Here is a 16649-nt window from a genome sequence, read left to right on the forward strand (position 1 = left end):
TACTGAGAGTTATTGATCACAACTTAGCACTCAGGTTGAGCTAGGTAAACTCTGGTACGATACCTCAAGTAAACTAAACCTTTTTCATCACACCAGCTATTGTACAATTCCTGCAAATCAGAGATCAGTTTCTGGTGGGCTAATCCTTCTCGTGGGATATACGAGACACTCATAGCACGACCAATCAGACCATCTTTGTCTAAGGCTTGCTGATAAGAAAAGGTGTAGGAACAGACCTTAGGAAACAATGGACTAGCGAGCAAGGGGTCTACCGAACACATTCGGGACTCAGCCGGATGATGATTGGAGGCGATTTGCACTAGATGAGTATAGCCTTGGGTAAAATCATCTTGACGGTTGCGGTCATTCCAGACCACAGCTAATTTTCCAGTAGGCTTCAGGATACGGCGAAACTCTAGCAAACTTGGCTCTGGATCAAACCAATGGAAGGATTGAAAGCAAGCCACTAAGTCAATAGATGCATCAGGTAAGTTGGTCTGTTGAGCAGTTCCATCCCGGAATTCAACCAATGGATGGCTGGTAGCAGCTTGTCTCATCTGAGTATTGGGTTCGATGGCAATAACTCGAACTCCCCCTTGAGCTAGTAGCCGAGAGGAAATTCCTGTTCCTGCACCAATATCCGCAGCTACCAGTTGCCCTCTGTTCTCAAGTCCTTCCAGAATCTTATCGATAGCTGCAGCTGGGTAACTGGGTCGGTATTTGGCATAATCTGCCACCAGCTCAGAAAATCGACTCTCTGGGTTCATCTGGTGTAATGGTGTTGTCTCAAGGTTCGTTTCGCCCATGATTTATACCAATCAGGATTTAGGCAATCACTATACTTGTAGGGTAGGGTTATTGGACAGTACTAGTTGTGTGGCCAGATTAGCAATTTTGACAAAGATTTATATAACCCTTGACTTGAGATGATTTTAGGCTTCGATCCAGGACGAGATAAATGTGGTGTAGCAGTTATGGAGAAAGAGGGTCAGCTGCTAACCCATGAGGTAGTGGCTTCAGGAAATGCGATCGCAAAACTCCAGCAATTGTGTCAACAATTCCCCATTGAAACCATTGTCATGGGAGACCAAACTACTGCCAAGAGATGGAAACGGAAAATCAAGGAGGAATTACCAGCATCAGTACCTATCGTCCTGGTAGATGAGCGCTACAGTAGTTTAGAAGCTCGCCCACGCTACTGGCAAATGTATCCTCCCAAAGGGTTCCAACGCCTTATCCCCCAAGGAATGCGCCAACCTCCTCGACCCATTGATGATATTGTGGCAATTTTGTTAATCGAGCGCTACTTAATCAAAGGCAAAAGCTAGAAGGGATATCGTCGTATTCCCTTGGGCATTACCTATTGACGGGATGCTTAAGCCTGTTCTAATTTCCCCCAATTCTCCCAGATCCCTGACTTTCCTAACTTCCCTCTGTTATCCCTTCTGAGAATCTATCGTTTCTCATAGTTATGAGGTACACAGGATTTTTACACTGATCCAAAGTTCCCTACTCCCTACTCCCTACTCCCTACTCCCTACTCCCTACTCCCTACTCCCTACTCCCTACTCCCTACTCCCTACTCCCTACTCCCTACTCCCTACTCCCTACTCCCTACTCCCTACTCCCTACTCCCGATTACTCTTGCGTCAAACGGGTCATAACCTTATTCGACCGTTCCACAAACGCCTTCATGCCTTCGGCATCAAAGCCTTTCTGGGCCATCAGTGCCAGGTCATAGACATGCTGACAAATCATGCTAGCCAATTCCGCTGAGGGAGACTGACCGCCACTCTGAATAATACTGCTTTGACTGAGGTTGACTAGATTCTGAATCAGTGGGTGGGTGGTATTGACCACTAAAATATGTTCCTCTGGGAACTGCACTGACTCCTGCTGCATCATGGCAGTCATTTCCTGTAGACGGCGCATTGCTTCCGGTAACAATACCATTGCCGGTGGGGTGCCTTGGGGGTCATCAGACTTGAGGGCTTGAGTCCGAACATTGACCTTAGGCTTATTAATCGCTTGCTCGAACAGTTCCTTAATCAGGTCAGAACGGGTTTTGTTGGTCTTCGGGTCAACAATCTCTTTTTCCTGCTCCTTATCAACAAGGGTATCATCCAGGTCCGAATCCACCCGAGAGAACTTAGCCTCTGTATATTCCCGTTCCAAGAAGCTAATGTAGTGGGTGTCGATAAAGGAGTCCATAAATAGGACTTCTAACCCTTGATTTTTGTGCAGTTCTACATAAGTGGCTTGGCTAGCCTCATCAGTGCAATAGAATACCCGATTTTGATGATTTTCTTTATTGCGCTCTAGATACTCTTTGATGGTGGTGTAGGGTTGAGAAGAGGAAGACTTCACCTCTTCTGTGCCAGCATCTGGAGTGACATCCTCCCAAGCATCCCCATCTTGGGATTGCACCTCTACCTTAGGGCTGTCAGTGGTTGGAGCTTCGGAACTTTCCACCGGTTGATAGGTGGTGCGGAAGATCACAATATCTTCTACTTGTTTCTTAAACTTATCGCTATTGATGCAGCCAAACTTAACGAATGTACCCACATCTTGCCAGGAACGGATGTACTTATCCCGCTCATCTTGATACTGTTGCTTTAAGCGATCGCCAACTTTCTTAGCAATAAAGTCACCAATCCGAGCCACTGTCCTGTCCTTGGTCAGAGCAGAACGGGAAACATTCAGGGGAATATCAGGACTATCAATCACCCCTCGCAGTGGCATCAGGAAGTTAGGAATTACTTCCTCACAGTTGTCACTCACAAACACTTGATTACAGAAAAGCTTGATTTGCCCCTTAGTCACATCCACGTCTGGCTTTAGCTTAGGGAAATAGAGAATGCCATCAAGCAAGAAAGGATAATCTGTGTTTAGATGTACCCACAGCAAGGGTTCATCTTGGAACGGGTAAAGATAGCGATAGAATTCTAGATAGTCTTCTTTGGTCAGGTCTCTTGAGGATTTCTTCCACAGTGCCTCATGCTTGTTGATCACCTCATCTTCCAGCTTGATGGGCACTGCCATGAAATCACAGTAGGATTTGACTAGCTGACGAATCCGTGAGGGTTCTAAGTACTCCTGTTCCTCCTCTTGCATGGTCAGGGTAACGGTAGTACCCCGTTCCGTCCGCTCAGAATCCGATAGTTCAAAGGCTGGAGAACCATCACAGGCCCAATGAACCGCTGAAGCTCCTGACTGATAAGACAGGGTATCAATTTCCACCTTCTGAGCCACCATGAAAGCAGAGTAGAAACCCAATCCGAAGTGACCGATAATCTGTTGGTCAGCTTCCTTTTGGTACTGCTGGATAAATTCTTCAGCGCTAGAAAAAGCAACTTGATTAATATACTTTTTCACCTCATCGGCAGTCATCCCAATGCCGTTATCTGAGATGGAGAGAGTTTTCTTATCCTTATCAATGGTAATTTTAATTTCCGGGTCTCCCACATCCCCGTCAATCTCCCCAGCATAAGAGACCATCTTCAACTTCTGGATGGCATCCACTGAGTTGGAGATCAGCTCCCGCAAGAAGATTTCGTGATCGGTGTAGAGAGACTTCTTGATAATCGGGAAGATATTCTCAGTATGAATCGTGATTGTGCCTTGTTCCAGTACAGTCATTGGTATAGGTATATTTATATGAATGTCCCTTTAACGATTCTGAGGGATAACTTTTGATACGACAGATGGGGTTGTCCACCGATAGGGATTCGGATTTCCGTATCTTGAGGAAGACTAGTGAAGTTTAGTTGGTTTCGCCCCCCTAACCCCCCAAATCTACAGAACATGGTTGGGATAGGGACAACAATGAAAAATTTCCTGGCTAGGGATGAGAGGTAATAGCCAAAACAGTCAGCTGCTTGTTCAGCTTCAGATTGAAATTCCAACCGAAAATCCACTAGTCATCAATCTCCAGGCTAGCATACTGAGCAAAATCACCTAAATATTTTCCTTTCCCTTCTGCTGCTTGGTGGATACCTCGTTTCACCTGCGCCAGGGTTTCGGGATTTTGCCATAACCACTGTTCTTCTTCTGGAATTGGATCGAGTAGGATTTGTCCTGTATCGTTGATCAAGACTCGGTAGACTTTTGCCTTAGCTTCCGGTTCTAATTTTAAACAAAAGTGCTCATCAATTTGGGCAGCATTATCAATGACCTGGAAGTTTTGGTTAAGAATCATTTTTAATAGCCGACTAGCTAGATATATACACTAGTTTAGTCTAGCCTGTTGAATAAGCCCACTTGCCTTGAGTGCGATTGACTTGCTTGTCACGCTACGCGATCGCTAAACACCCCACACCTGATACCGAGTTGCATTCAAAGATAGTAGATTGGTGGGATGGGGAGATGGGGAGATGGGGAGATGGGGAGATTGGGGCAATAGAAAGTTGTACCTTTGACCGCTACTTAGTATCATAACCCACAACAGCTTCAGGGTTTGTAGTGGTAAAAATAAGATAAATTTTCCTCCATTTTTGAATTCATATAATCAATATCCTCTTGATTTAAATATTCAGTAAATCCTCCTACTTTTCCTTTACGAGTTTTGTAAGACTCTTGATCTTGCTGGTCAGTTGGAGTCAAGCGATCGGATTTAAATGTCCGGTTTTGTTCCATCTGGCGCATATTCTTAAAGGAGGCAAAGTTAACAGCTTCCTCAATTACTTCATTCCGAACTGATTTAACACCTAAAAATTCTAAAACCCGCTTCAATTCTTTTTTTGTATTTGTTTGGATATCTTCATAACGCACCAGCAAAAAATCTTTCGGTAGATAGCGATTAGCTTCCCATATATTGTAATACCTAATCAAGGTATCAAAGCTCCCCACTGACTCATGAATGAAGCTAGGCAAATCCCCCTCATAGGGTTTAATTCGTTCAGCATACTGCTTCAGAGAGTCTACTTGCTGCATGATGTGAGCATAGTGTCCCACCCGTTTAGTATGTTCAAAGTAGATAGATACTACTACATCCCTAGGGTCTCGGACTAATAGAATTACCTTAGCATTTTTATAGTTGGCCTTACTTTGAACAAGTTCATCAGGCTTTTTCCATTCTGGTTCATCATCATGAATAACTCGAATTTTTGGGACATCAGGGTGCAATGGTGCTAAGGTTTCCAACTCCAATATTCTCTCCATAATTTTGGGGTCAGTTAGACCTAAATGCTTTTCTAATACCCGTCCAATCATCAATCTGAGCCAGGTTCGTCCAGATTTAGGAAATGAAATCAGATAGGCATCCACTGACCGTTGATCATACCAACGCACTAGACTAGTGATTAGAGGCTTTTGAGCCATTCGTCCTAGGAATGTTCCTAGTTTTCGTCTTCCTTCTGGTGGTAGTTTGCTCTTGACAAAAGACCAAGCACCAACAATGATTGATCTAACTAAAATCCCGTTAAGTATCATAATTATTATAGGTTAATTTTAGATGTTAACAAAAGGGAGTCGGGAGTCGGAATCCCCCCTAACCCCTCCCAGGATGGGAACGGGAGTCGGGAGTCGGGAGTAGAGAGTAGGGAGTCGGGAGTCGGGAGTCGGGAGTCGGGAACTTCGGAATTGCCAAAAAATCCTGTTTACGTCATTACTATAAAAAAAGCTATTTTAACAAAAAAACCAAAGTGATCAATTCCCTATTCCCTAAGCGCAGCGCTATACAATTTAACTATATACCCAAGATAAATAAATCCGCTATAGCAATTCTCAGACTCATTCATGAGATACACATAATTTTTACCACTCCACCCTCCCTACTCCCTACTCCCTACTCCCTGCTCCCTGCTCCCTAAAACCCAAGACGAAAGTACCTCACCCATATTGATAACTGCTATATACCATGACTAAAGTTTTTATAATCTGTTCTGGTCTGGGTCATATCCAGCGGGGCTATGAATCGTTTGCCCAAGAGTGCTTCGCCGCTTTATCTCAGGAATCTTCTCTTGATATCACCCTGTTTAAAGGAGGAGGTAAGTCTCAAGAAAAAATGATTACATTATGGAATCTACCACGGTATAGTTGGATGGCCGGTCAACTGGGAAGATTGGTTAAGCAATTAAGTAACTTTTTAAAAAAAGGTGACTATTTTGTCAGACAAGAAGGCTACTTTATTGAACAAGCATCATTTATCGTAAGTTTATTATCACATATATATCGTGAACGTCCAGAGGTAATTTACTTCAGTGATGATGGCTTAGGCTATCTACTGTGGCACTGGCGGCGTTTGACAAAACAGAATTATAAGCTGCTTTTCCGTAATGGAGGAGCCTTCTCTCCTCCTTTTTACCGTTGGGATCATGTACAGCAGTTAACACCAATTCACTATAAACAGGCGTTAACCTATGGAGAGCCTGTTGAGAAACAAAGTCTACTTCCCTCTGGATTCTTCATCCCTTCCAAATTACAGATACTGTCACCATTAGAACGAGAGGCTTTACGAGAGAAATTAGGACTACCGAAACAGCAACCGTTAATTCTTTCTGTGGCAGCGATTAACAAGTATCATAAACGCATGGACTACATCATTCATGAAGTAGCGAGTTTGCCAAAACCTAGACCATTACTCTTATTATTAGGTCAACAGGATTTTGAATCACCGGAAATTATTCAGCTTGGGCAAGATCTATTAGGGGTTGATCAGTTTCAAGTGCGAACTGTTGCTCGTGAGCAGGTAACGAATTACTATAAAGTTGCTGATATTTTCGTCTTAGCGTCTCTCCATGAAGGATTACCAAGAGTAATTGTGGAAGCGATGTCCCATGGTTTACCTTGTTTAGCTCATGATTATGACATTACTCACTTTGTTTTAGGCAATGAAGGATATTTCGCTAATTTTGAATTAACCGGAAGTTTAGCTAATTTAATTACTCAAGTATTGAGTGAAGGGTATAACGATAGTAAGCGTGAAAATTGTCATCGTACGGTCTATGAACGGTTTAGTTGGCAGGAGTTATCGCCAGCTTATATTGATATGATTGAACGGTGTAGATTAATGGCAAAGGGAACAGGGAGTAGGGAGTAGGGAGTAGGGAGTAGGGAGTAGGGAGTAGGGAGTAGGGAGTAGGGAGTAGGGAGTAGGGAGTAGGGAGTAGGGAGTAGGGAGTAGGGAGTAGGGAACTTCAGATTTTACAAATTTACTGTTGTCGAAGCTTTCGGTAATATTACTCCGAAAAAAAACGCGATGCTCAGCAAAGAGCCGCTACGCGATTGACCTGCATGTCACGCTACGCTAACGCTAACTTGTTATTACAATTTTAGCTAACCGATTTTATCGGTAATTTTAATTAAAAAAAAACGCGATTGACCTGCATGTCACCCTACGCGATTGACCTGCATGTCACGCTACGCGAACGCTTCCGATATTTTCCCGATTCCCGATTCCCGATTCCCGATTCCCGATTCCCGATTCCCGATTTCAGATTCCCGATTTCCTCGTTTCCTTTAAATTATCCCTCAAAAAAAATTCTAAAAACCCTTGACAAATATGTTAGTAATCATTATGATTATATTTATTAAGTTAAAAACATTGTTTCGACTATGCATCACAATTTTCTGCCAAATTCAGACAACAATCCAGAGGATATCACTCCGGAGATTACTCCTGAGGAGTTTTCCGAAAAAGAATTCCTTGTTCCGTATATTCTGAAGGGAACTCGCCAGCAAATAAGCCATACCATGCATATCCTTAATGCCATGGGCTATGCACAGCTTTCGGAGTGGAGTCCTCTTCAGCCCACTGGAATTCCAGGGCAATTTATGACGATGATGAGGAGATACTGGATTTGGCGTTAACACCTTAAATTTCTGGGGGGGTTTCCCCCCCGGACAAAGGCTCCGGTCTGTTCGCGTAGCGAACAAATTGGTAATAAAATTGAGTGCATAAGCGAAAATTCCTAGCCGTGGAAAGTATTTCTGCGGCTATTTTTTTGGGTTAGCAGGTTGAAGGTTTTTTGGTTGAAGGTTTTTTGGTTGAAGGTTTTTTGGTTGAAGGTTAGCAGGTTTAAGGTTAGTGGGTTTAAGGTTAGTGGGTTTAAGGTTAGCAGGTTTAAAGTTATTAGTGTTGAAGGTTAGCAGGTTTAAAGTTATTAGGTTTAAGGTTATTAGGTTTAAGGTTAGCAGGTTTAAGGTTAGTAGGTTTAAAGTTAGCTATCAGCATTCAGCCAAAGACCTTGGCCTTCGGCTGAATGCTGAATGCTGATTGCTGATTGCTGAATGCTGATAGCTGAATGCTGATGGCTGAATGCTGATAGCTGAATGCTTACGATGCACCCGTCTAAGGTTCTGTTCGCAGATATCCAAGAATAGTGCTAGTATTAAATAATCCTGGAAATCGATTCAGTAATGCGGTAGACTGAGGAGCAGGTAATATAAGTAATAGGATAATTTTCAGCAATACTTTTAAGGTAACCTTTGCCAGTAATAAGGTTGGATCATGTCTGAGGGCATGGCAAAGAAATCGGAGTGCGGCTAGGGTTATGTGTCGTTCTGGAAATGATTCAAAAGCCTTGAAAATTAGGTACTTATACAGGTTAGCGAGGCTGTGCTTTTTCAGATATTGTAGAGAATCAGGAGCAGCAGCAAAGGCTCGTTCAATTACTTGTAAGCAACCTGCTTCCATCTTGGAAGTATCAGAAGAGGCTGAATTAGCTGAGACTCGATATAAAATGTGTGGGTATGGTACAGCTACAAAGGGATAACGAGCTGCGAGCCGCAGCCACATATCCCAATCTTCTGCCTGGGTTAGGGATTCATCAAATTGACCAACTGTGTCAAATGCTTTCTTACGAATCAGGACGTTAGAACCATTTTCCAAAAAATCAGTTAGCAAGAGCTGAGGATAAACATTACCATTGAGAGTGATATGGTTACCCCGCCGCACAAACTGACCTGATTCATCGATATAATCTGTCCAACTATAGGCAACGGCGGCTTGGGGGTTTGCCTCTAAAGCCTTTAACTGGAACTCTAATTTATCTGGATGCCAGAGATCATCGGCATCTAGGAAAGCAATATAGTCCCCTGAAGCATGGGATAATCCACGATTACGGGCTGAGTTGACACCAGCATTGGGATAGGAAAAAATTTTTAATCGAACATCTTTGATACTATAAATTATTTCCCCTGTCGAGTCTTGGGAGCCATCATCAATGACAATTATTTCAAAATCCGTAAATGTCTGATTTAAAACAGATTGAATAGTCTGTTTGATAGTTTTTTCGTCATTATAAACCGGTATAATTATAGATATTAAGCTGGCCTTCATTTAAATTTCATGGTTCTGACATTAAGGGAGTAGGGAGTAGGGAGCAGGGAGCAGGGAGTAGGGAATAGGGAGTAGGGAGTAGGAAAAAATTTAAGTATTTAGTTTAATATGATAGCTGATAGCTGATAGCTGATAGCTGATAGCTGATAGCTGACAATGCTATACTGATTTAGTTCTATGGTTCATTAGCCCCTTAATAGTTTCTTCTGGAGCATTTTGCTGCTTCAAATAGTTTTTGAGAGTTGTTTCAGTTTGACTCTTGAGTAAAAAATCACTGACTAACAGTTTAATAACTTGCCTAACATATAAAATAGCATACCTCCAGAAAGGTACATGTTTTGAATTTTGATAAATTATATTGACCATATGCCAGATATTATAATTTGACTTTAAATTAGTGAATCCTTTCAAAATCTCTAGTCTTTTGGCTGTATTCGGTTGAAGATACCATTGTAGTAAAGGGGGCATATAACGAATCAAGTCATTTAAATTATAATCAGTAGTGGCTTGGAGTTTACTTGACAAAATCACGTTAAATCCTGATTTATGAGCACGACTAACAAACTCAAAGTCACCGCCGTAATGCCGGAATCTATCAGCATCTGGAAATCCAATTTTATCGACCACTGCTCTGGGGATGATAGCTATATTACCATTTAGGGTATCGACTGACCTAGCTTCTGCTGTCGCAAAATAATCCATACTCCGAATTGGCTGTTTTTTATGCATGCCACTGAACACAATCCAATCGGAATAGGTTTTATCCCGGACAATACCCCCAACAATTGTATTATTGTACAGTGGAGATTGACAAATATCAATCAGGTTGTTAAGGAAATTGTCTGACAGAGAAATATCATCATTTAGCCACACTAGGTAATCGGAGTCTAATTTATCTATGGCATAGTTCATCCCGAGACAAATTCCACCTGTCCACCAAAGATTGCCATCTCCCTCAATTAAGTAAACATTGGGAAATTGACGTCTAATCATGTCTCGGGTGCCATCTGTGGAACCATCATCTACTATGATGACTGAAATGACTGAGGTATTATCGGTATTTGCTTGAGGAATTTGCTGAAAAATTTGACTCAGAATATTCTGAGTATAGTGTTGCCTATTTCTAACTGGAATAATTAAGGATATTTGAGTCATTTTAGCAAAGGGAGTAGGGAGTAGGGAGTAGGGAATAGGGAATAGGGAGTAGGGAGTAGGGAATCGGGAATCGGGAGTCGGAAAAATTAGTTTTTGTACTTCATTGAATATGATTTTTTTTTATCTAAACATACCTATTAAAAAAGTGTTATAATGATAGTATGTGCGTCAACTATTATTTTCCACTGTTCCCTGTTCCCTGTTCCCTGTTCCCTTATTTTGTAAAAGCTTTCTAATAGTAAAAAATGGACTGAGCAAACTGCCCCAGAAGAATTCTAGTTCAAAGGCAGCAATGAGATTAGTTTTAAATTGTCCTCGATACTTAAGGAAATGTAGGATAAATCGGCGCAAATTTCCCAATAAGGTTTTGGTAATTACTATAGGCTTTTGCCAAAAGGTAGCATTAATCAGGCGGAGCTGACATGTGGCCAAACCACAGCCACGAGCGAGAGTGAGCAAGTAATCTCTCTGAAGACGCCACTGGGGAATCTGATGATAGCTATGCATGGCTGGGTTATACCAAATTTCCCAACCTGCTTTGTACATATACAGCAATGGCTCATAATCATCCCCCTGGACGAATAATCCGGGTAGTTTGCCTGTCAAACTGGGACGAGGTGGCACACTATCGAGCCAAGCTTGTCTACGAACGACTAAGCTTGCCCCTGGGGGTAGCCTGATTTGCTCGGGTTGAAAGGGATGGGGGTTTGGTCCATGTTCCCGAATTGCGAGAAATTGCTTGATGGGATCAAAATTTTCTGGGGGTTCGACTTCAAAATCACCGTGAATTTGACCACTGTAGGCTCCTGCCTTAGGATACTTTTGACCAAAGCTATAGGCTGCAGCAATCCAGTTGGGATCAGGTAAATTGTCATCATCTAAAAAACCGATTAATTCACCTTTAGCCTCCTGGACAGCTCGCAACCTGGCAAATGCTGATCCTTGTTCGAGTTCAAAACAATATCTTAAGGGGACAGATAAATCCCAATTGCTTTGATAGTCTTGAATAACCTGGGCAGTATCATCGCTACTATTGTTGTCAACAACAATAATTTCCCAACTGATGGAGTTGAGGAAAGTTTGCGATCGCAGTCCTTCGAGCAGTAATGGTAAACGCTTCGCCCCATTATAGGTCGGAATCGCTACAGTAAAGTCAACAGCCATAGAACTAGCTCATCTAGCTTTGTTAGTAAATCACCACAATTTTGCCAAATTGGCTCAACTAATAGAAGCATAATTTGATATCCTGAGATATCCTGATTGGTGATTTGAGATTGATGGAGAGAACCTCCTTCACCCACTCAATCATAATTATGATAAAATCAACAACTGTATTTTCCTGGAATTCAAGGGCGATCCCATTGGCCAGCATGGGTGAACTTACCCATATAACTCGTGGTCTAGACTAAGGTAAGGGACATGCAGGGTGTTTACAAAATTATTTTCCCTTACCCAATAACCTTTGAGTATGGACGTCATTGACTAGAATCCTTGACTAGGAGAAGGTAAGGGATATGCAGGGTGTTTATAAAATAATTTTCCCTTATCCAAAAATTTTTTGAGTGTTGACCGTTGACTCTTTAGTGTTTACTGTTGACTGTATCGTTTTGACTATTTAGTGTTAACTCTTCACTATTGACTGTTAAAAAACAGCAATATTCCTAGCATTTCCTACTTACCGAGAGTCATCTACCGTGTTATTCAACTCATACGCTTTCATCTTCGGCTTTCTTCCCATTACCCTGGTGGTTTTTTTTGGCTTAAGTCGCTTCCGTGTGGTTAAAGCAACCTGGGTATGGATGACGTTAGCATCCCTATTTTTTTATGGTTATTGGAAAATTGCTTATCTGCCTCTGTTAATAATTTCAATTAGTGGTAACTATGTCATTGGTAAACAGATAGAGAAGCTAGTAATTCTGTTAGACGAAGGAAGTGGAGAGGATAATGCGGCTCCTGATAAACCCGATAAAATCTCAAGCCTAGTATCTACAGTAATTAGTTATAAACAGCAAACGAAACTGCTGCTTTGGATAGGTATTTGCTTTAATTTAGCGATTTTGGGCTATTTCAAATATGCTAATTTTTTCGTAGATTCATTAAACTATATTTTAGGCACAAGTATCACTATTCCACCAATCTTACTCCCCTTAGCAATTTCTTTTTATAGCTTTACCCAAATTGCCTATATTGTTGATGCTTATCGTGGGGAAACGAAAAAGTGTAGGTATAATTTTATGACCTATAGCCTGTTTGTGTCTTTCTTTCCCCAACTGATAGCCGGTCCAATTCTCCGTTACGATGAACTATTGCCCCAGTTTGAGAAGTTACGCAATAGCCTGTTTTCCTGGAAAAACATGGGAATGGGGCTGAGCCTCTTTATCCTAGGTTTAGGTAAAAAAGTTGCGATCGCAGATAATCTATCTCCCTGGGTAGCCACTATTTTTAGTAATACTGACCAACTCAGCTTTGTAGAAGCCTGGGTTGGGGCATTGAGTTATACCTTTCAACTGTATTTCGATTTTTCCGGCTACTCTGACATGGCAATTGGCTTAGGATTAATCACAAATATCCGCCTACCGATTAACTTTAATTCACCCTACAAAGCGAGATCTATCAGTGACTTTTGGCGACGTTGGCACATTACCTTATCCAATTTCCTCCGGGATTACCTGTATATTCCTCTTGGTGGTAATCGTCGCGGTCGTCTACGTCAATATGGTAACTTATTAGCCACAATGCTTCTCGGAGGATTGTGGCATGGTGCTGGCTGGACATTTGTGATTTGGGGGGGACTCCATGGCTTATTTTTGGTAATTAATCATAGGTGGCGGCAAATGAAGCTATCCATGCCAAAAATTCTAGCCTGGATGCTGACATTTTTAGCAGTGGTAAGTACGTGGGTATTGTTTCGGGCAACTAGTATTAGTGATGGTCTAGGAATATTACAGGCAATGGTAGGACTCAAGGGCGTTATCTTGCCTACTACTTATCAAAATACCTTGGGTTGGTTAACCCCCTTAGGCATCCAATTTCAGGAGTGGCAAGAGATGAAAGTTCTTCTGCCACCTATAGGGTTAGAAAAGACCTTTATGGTACTATTCGGACTAATCCTAGGGGTTACCTTTTTGCCTAATACCCAGCAAATCATGAAACACTTCAAGCCTAGCTGGTACTGGGCAACAGGTATTGGCTTAATCGCTACATTTTGCCTACTGTCTCTTAACCGAGTTTCCGAATTTCTTTACTTCCAGTTTTAAAGGCGTGGGGAGATGGGGAGATGGGGAGATGGGGAGATGGGGAGATGGGGAGATGGGGAGATGGGGGAGTGTGGGAAGTGTGGGAAGTGTGGGAAGTGTGGGAAGTGTGGGGAGTCAGATCAGCAACGGTTGTGTCCCCCCCTTAATAAGGGGGGTTAGGGGGGATCCCTAGTTTCCACGGAGCTTTGAAAGTGCAGATGCCGGTAACCCACACTCTTCCCCCTGTTCCCTATTCCCTGTTCCCTGTTCCCTGCTCCCTATTCCCTGCTCCCTGCTCCCTAATCTTAACTAACAGCTGGAACAACTGATTCACTAGCTGTTACTGGTTTACTGGGTACTTTATTACTAAATGTAAGCCCCTGATCTCCACAATCAATGAAAATGGTATCCCCTTCGATAAACATATTTTCTAAAATCTTTGTAGCAATGGGATTTTCTAACTCCCGCTGAATTGCCCGCTTCAAGGGACGAGCACCATAGACGGGATCATATCCAGCGTCGGTCAGATAATCTTGAGCTTGCTCGGACATTTCCAGGGTAATCTTTTGCTCTGCCAACAGCCGCTCAATCCGTTTGAGTTGAATCCCGACAATCTTGCGCAATTCATCCCGGGTTAGGGTATGGAATATGATCACATCATCGACCCGGTTCACAAATTCTGGGCGAAAATGCGATCGCAAGGACTCTGTCACTCGTTTGCGCATTTCTTCATACTTGGAATCATCCCCAGCTACTCCCAAAATATGCTCACTGCCAATATTGCTGGTCATGACAATAATGGTATTCCGGAAATCGACGGTTCTGCCTTGGGAGTCGGTAATTCGTCCGTCGTCAAGTACCTGTAACAAAATGTTAAATACATCCCGGTGTGCCTTTTCCACCTCATCGAGCAATACTACTGAGTAAGGACGCCTACGCACGGACTCTGACAGTTGTCCTCCTTCTTCATACCCTACATATCCTGGTGGGGCACCTACTAACCGAGAAACTGCGTGTTTTTCCATATACTCGGACATATCAATCCGCACCAGAGCTTCTTCGCTGTCAAACAGAAACTGGGCCAGTGCTCTAGCTAATTCGGTTTTACCGACCCCAGTTGGTCCCATAAACAAGAAGGAACCAATGGGACGCCCGGGATCCTTCATCCCTGCTCTAGCACGACGAATGGCAGCAGCTACAGCGGAAACGGCTTCTGTTTGCCCAATCACCCGTTTATGTAAATGTCCTTCGAGCTGTAATAACTTCTGGCGCTCTGATTCCAGCAATCGCTTCAGGGGAATTCCGGTCCATTTGGCCACAATTTCGGCAATATCGGATTCACTGACTTGTTCTCGCAACAGAGCAGTACCTCCGGATTGGAGTTCCAGCATCATACTTTCTTTGGCTTCCCGGTCCCGCTGTAAAGCCTCTAATTTGCCATATTTTAGCTGGGCTGCCTTATTCAGGTCATAATTCCGTTCTGCCTGTTCCACTTGTACCCTTAAGTGTTCTTCTTCCTCTTTTAAGGCACTGATGTCTTGTAAAAGTTGCTTTTCCGATTGCCATTGTTTATTGAGTTGTTCCTGTTTTCCCCGTAAAACCACAATTTCTTTTTCAATGCGCTCTAACCGTTCTTGGGCAGAACTATAGGTGGCGGTGGTGGCAGTGGTTCGCTTATCTTCCCCTTCTAGAGATAACTTTTCCATTTCCAGCTGCATCAGCCTGCGGTCAGTCGCTTCCAATTCTACTGGCTTGGAGGTAATTTCCATTTTGATTTTGGCTGCAGCCTCATCCACCAAATCAATGGCTTTATCGGGTAAAAATCGGTCACTAATGTAGCGCTGGGATAAGGTAGCTGCTGCTACCAAGGCTGAGTCGGTTATATTAACCCCGTGATGGACTTCATAGCGTTCTTTGAGTCCCCGCAAAATCGAAATGGTGTCTTCTACAGTTGGTTGCTTAACATAGACTTGCTGAAACCTACGTTCTAGAGCAGCATCCTTTTCAATATGCTTACGGTACTCATCAAGGGTAGTTGCTCCAATACAACGCAATTCTCCCCGAGCTAGCATTGGTTTGAGTAAATTCCCTGCATCCATAGTGCCACCGCTAGCACCAGCTCCGACTACGGTGTGCAATTCATCGATAAACAGGACAATTTGACCATCTGAGTGGGTCACTTCCCTGAGTACAGCTCTAAGTCGGTCTTCAAATTCCCCCCGATATTTAGCACCTGCAATCAAGCTGCCCATATCTAAGGAAATCAGCTGGCGGTTTTTCAGGGATTCTGGGACATCCCCATTCACAATTCGTTGGGCTAGTCCTTCTGCGATCGCAGTTTTTCCTACCCCTGGCTCTCCAATCAACACGGGGTTATTTTTGGACCGACGAGAGAGCACCTGAACCACCCGACGAATTTCTTCATCCCGACCAATCACTGGGTCAAGTTTTCCGGCTTGAGCGGCTTCGGTCAAATCCCGCCCGTATTTTTCCAAGGCTTCGTAACGGGATTCGGGATTTTGGTCTGTGACCTTTTGAGAGCCTCGGATGGCTTTAATGGCGGCTTCGAGCTTTGCCGCATCCTGGTTATAGGTTTTGAGCAAGCGGCGTCCTACCCGTTCATCCACCGCTAAAGCCAGTAACAGATGTTCTACTGCAATATAGTCATCCTGCAAAGCCTTGCGATAGGCTTCCGCATTATCGAGCATCACGTCTAAAGCACGACCCAGGTACAATTGGTCTAGGTTAGCGACCTTAGGTTGGCGGTTAGCAAAATTTTCCAGTTGTTGCTGAAACCGGTTAACATCAACAGTGATACGGGATAGAATTCGATTGGGTAGCCCATCTTGTTCCAACAATGCGATCGCAACGTGTTCGACTTCCAGCTGTTGATTTTTGCAGCGACGGGCGACATCTTGAGATTTAACAATCGCTTCCCAGGCTTTATCAGTAAACTTGTTGGCGTCAGTGGGCTGCAT

General features: G+C 43.1%; 16 protein-coding genes. 8 read left to right on the plus strand and 8 right to left on the minus strand.

Going from position 1 to position 16649, the window contains the following annotated elements; genetic code table 11:
• Positions 1-23 precede the first annotated feature (23 nt).
• Entirely contained in the window at positions 24-806 is a 783-nt protein-coding gene (locus tag F6K46_RS16415; RefSeq protein ID WP_293051495.1) for a class I SAM-dependent methyltransferase, read from the minus strand.
• A gap of 120 nt (positions 807-926) precedes the next feature.
• Here F6K46_RS16415 and F6K46_RS16420 point away from each other — a divergent pair, with 120 nt between their 5' ends.
• The gene (locus F6K46_RS16420; RefSeq protein WP_293051498.1) at positions 927-1328 is read left to right on the plus strand and encodes a pre-16S rRNA-processing nuclease YqgF; all 402 of its coding nucleotides are present in this window, start codon (positions 927-929) and stop codon (positions 1326-1328) included.
• Between the two features lie 310 nt (positions 1329-1638).
• Here the strand turns inward: F6K46_RS16420 and htpG are convergent, their stop codons facing one another.
• Positions 1639-3639, minus strand: coding sequence for a molecular chaperone HtpG (htpG, locus tag F6K46_RS16425; RefSeq protein WP_293061393.1), 2001 nt, complete (start codon positions 3637-3639; stop codon positions 1639-1641).
• A gap of 277 nt (positions 3640-3916) precedes the next feature.
• Entirely contained in the window at positions 3917-4198 is a 282-nt protein-coding gene (locus tag F6K46_RS16430) for a hypothetical protein (protein WP_293047542.1), read from the minus strand.
• 71 nt (positions 4199-4269) lie between these two features.
• Between F6K46_RS16430 and F6K46_RS16435 the strand changes: the two genes are divergently transcribed.
• Positions 4270-4437, plus strand: a complete 168-nt coding sequence (locus tag F6K46_RS16435) for a hypothetical protein (protein ID WP_293047540.1) — start codon at positions 4270-4272, stop codon at positions 4435-4437.
• A 12-nt stretch (positions 4438-4449) separates the two neighbouring features.
• On the opposite strand, the gene F6K46_RS16440 is transcribed toward F6K46_RS16435, so the two are convergent.
• Positions 4450-5430, minus strand: a complete 981-nt coding sequence (locus F6K46_RS16440) for a sulfotransferase domain-containing protein (protein WP_293061392.1) — start codon at positions 5428-5430, stop codon at positions 4450-4452.
• Between the two features lie 212 nt (positions 5431-5642).
• On the opposite strand from F6K46_RS16440, the gene F6K46_RS16445 reads away from it, so the two are divergent.
• The 4 genes from F6K46_RS16445 (at position 5643) to F6K46_RS16460 (ending at position 7809) form a co-directional block, all read left to right on the plus strand.
• Positions 5643-5810 carry a hypothetical protein gene (locus tag F6K46_RS16445; RefSeq protein ID WP_293061390.1) on the plus strand — a complete coding sequence of 56 codons (168 nt, stop codon included), beginning with the start codon at positions 5643-5645 and terminating at the stop codon, positions 5808-5810.
• 47 nt (positions 5811-5857) lie between these two features.
• Positions 5858-7039: a glycosyltransferase family 4 protein gene (locus F6K46_RS16450; protein ID WP_293061388.1), complete on the plus strand. Its 1182-nt coding sequence runs from the start codon at positions 5858-5860 to the stop codon at positions 7037-7039.
• Between the two features lie 278 nt (positions 7040-7317).
• Complete coding sequence (locus F6K46_RS16455) at positions 7318-7533, plus strand: hypothetical protein (protein ID WP_293061386.1); 216 nt, start codon at positions 7318-7320, stop codon at positions 7531-7533.
• Positions 7534-7554: 21 nt separating this feature from the next.
• Positions 7555-7809 carry a hypothetical protein gene (locus F6K46_RS16460; RefSeq protein ID WP_293047529.1) on the plus strand — a complete coding sequence of 85 codons (255 nt, stop codon included), beginning with the start codon at positions 7555-7557 and terminating at the stop codon, positions 7807-7809.
• 481 nt (positions 7810-8290) lie between these two features.
• Here the strand turns inward: F6K46_RS16460 and F6K46_RS16465 are convergent, their stop codons facing one another.
• From F6K46_RS16465 to hpsE, 3 genes are all read right to left on the minus strand, one after another.
• Positions 8291-9280 carry a glycosyltransferase gene (locus tag F6K46_RS16465; protein ID WP_293027997.1) on the minus strand — a complete coding sequence of 330 codons (990 nt, stop codon included), beginning with the start codon at positions 9278-9280 and terminating at the stop codon, positions 8291-8293.
• 159 nt (positions 9281-9439) lie between these two features.
• Positions 9440-10435 carry a glycosyltransferase family 2 protein gene (locus tag F6K46_RS16470; protein ID WP_293061384.1) on the minus strand — a complete coding sequence of 332 codons (996 nt, stop codon included), beginning with the start codon at positions 10433-10435 and terminating at the stop codon, positions 9440-9442.
• Between the two features lie 168 nt (positions 10436-10603).
• Positions 10604-11599 (minus strand): hormogonium polysaccharide biosynthesis glycosyltransferase HpsE, encoded by a 996-nt coding sequence (gene hpsE / locus F6K46_RS16475; protein WP_293061382.1) that lies wholly within the window; start codon positions 11597-11599, stop codon positions 10604-10606.
• Positions 11600-12129: 530 nt separating this feature from the next.
• Between hpsE and F6K46_RS16480 the strand changes: the two genes are divergently transcribed.
• Both F6K46_RS16480 and F6K46_RS16485 read left to right on the plus strand, forming a co-directional pair.
• A complete protein-coding gene (locus F6K46_RS16480) occupies positions 12130-13692 on the plus strand; it encodes an MBOAT family protein (RefSeq protein ID WP_293061380.1) in 1563 nt (520 codons plus the stop codon).
• A 20-nt stretch (positions 13693-13712) separates the two neighbouring features.
• Positions 13713-13838, plus strand: a complete 126-nt coding sequence (locus F6K46_RS16485) for a hypothetical protein (RefSeq protein WP_293061378.1) — start codon at positions 13713-13715, stop codon at positions 13836-13838.
• A 138-nt stretch (positions 13839-13976) separates the two neighbouring features.
• Here F6K46_RS16485 and clpB read toward each other — a convergent pair whose 3' ends face one another.
• Positions 13977-16649, minus strand: coding sequence for an ATP-dependent chaperone ClpB (gene clpB / locus F6K46_RS16490; protein ID WP_293061376.1), 2673 nt, complete (start codon positions 16647-16649; stop codon positions 13977-13979).

The organism is Moorena sp. SIO3E8 (genome assembly GCF_010692445.1).
Taxonomy (GTDB): domain Bacteria; phylum Cyanobacteriota; class Cyanobacteriia; order Cyanobacteriales; family Coleofasciculaceae; genus Moorena; species Moorena bouillonii.

Bases quoted from the DNA above. Each gene is read 5' to 3' on its own strand.
- F6K46_RS16415 (WP_293051495.1), bottom strand. From the start codon at position 806: ATGGGCGAAACGAACCTTGAGACAACACCATTACACCAGATGAACCCA.
- F6K46_RS16420 (WP_293051498.1), top strand. From the start codon at position 927: ATGATTTTAGGCTTCGATCCAGGACGAGATAAATGTGGTGTAGCAGTT.
- htpG (WP_293061393.1), bottom strand. From the start codon at position 3,639: ATGACTGTACTGGAACAAGGCACAATCACGATTCATACTGAGAATATC.
- F6K46_RS16430 (WP_293047542.1), bottom strand. From the start codon at position 4,198: ATGATTCTTAACCAAAACTTCCAGGTCATTGATAATGCTGCCCAAATT.
- F6K46_RS16440 (WP_293061392.1), bottom strand. From the start codon at position 5,430: ATGATACTTAACGGGATTTTAGTTAGATCAATCATTGTTGGTGCTTGG.
- F6K46_RS16450 (WP_293061388.1), top strand. From the start codon at position 5,858: ATGACTAAAGTTTTTATAATCTGTTCTGGTCTGGGTCATATCCAGCGG.
- F6K46_RS16460 (WP_293047529.1), top strand. From the start codon at position 7,555: ATGCATCACAATTTTCTGCCAAATTCAGACAACAATCCAGAGGATATC.
- F6K46_RS16465 (WP_293027997.1), bottom strand. From the start codon at position 9,280: ATGAAGGCCAGCTTAATATCTATAATTATACCGGTTTATAATGACGAA.
- F6K46_RS16470 (WP_293061384.1), bottom strand. From the start codon at position 10,435: ATGACTCAAATATCCTTAATTATTCCAGTTAGAAATAGGCAACACTAT.
- hpsE (WP_293061382.1), bottom strand. From the start codon at position 11,599: ATGGCTGTTGACTTTACTGTAGCGATTCCGACCTATAATGGGGCGAAG.
- F6K46_RS16485 (WP_293061378.1), top strand. From the start codon at position 13,713: ATGGGGAGATGGGGAGATGGGGAGATGGGGAGATGGGGAGATGGGGGA.
- clpB (WP_293061376.1), bottom strand. From the start codon at position 16,649: ATGCAGCCCACTGACGCCAACAAGTTTACTGATAAAGCCTGGGAAGCG.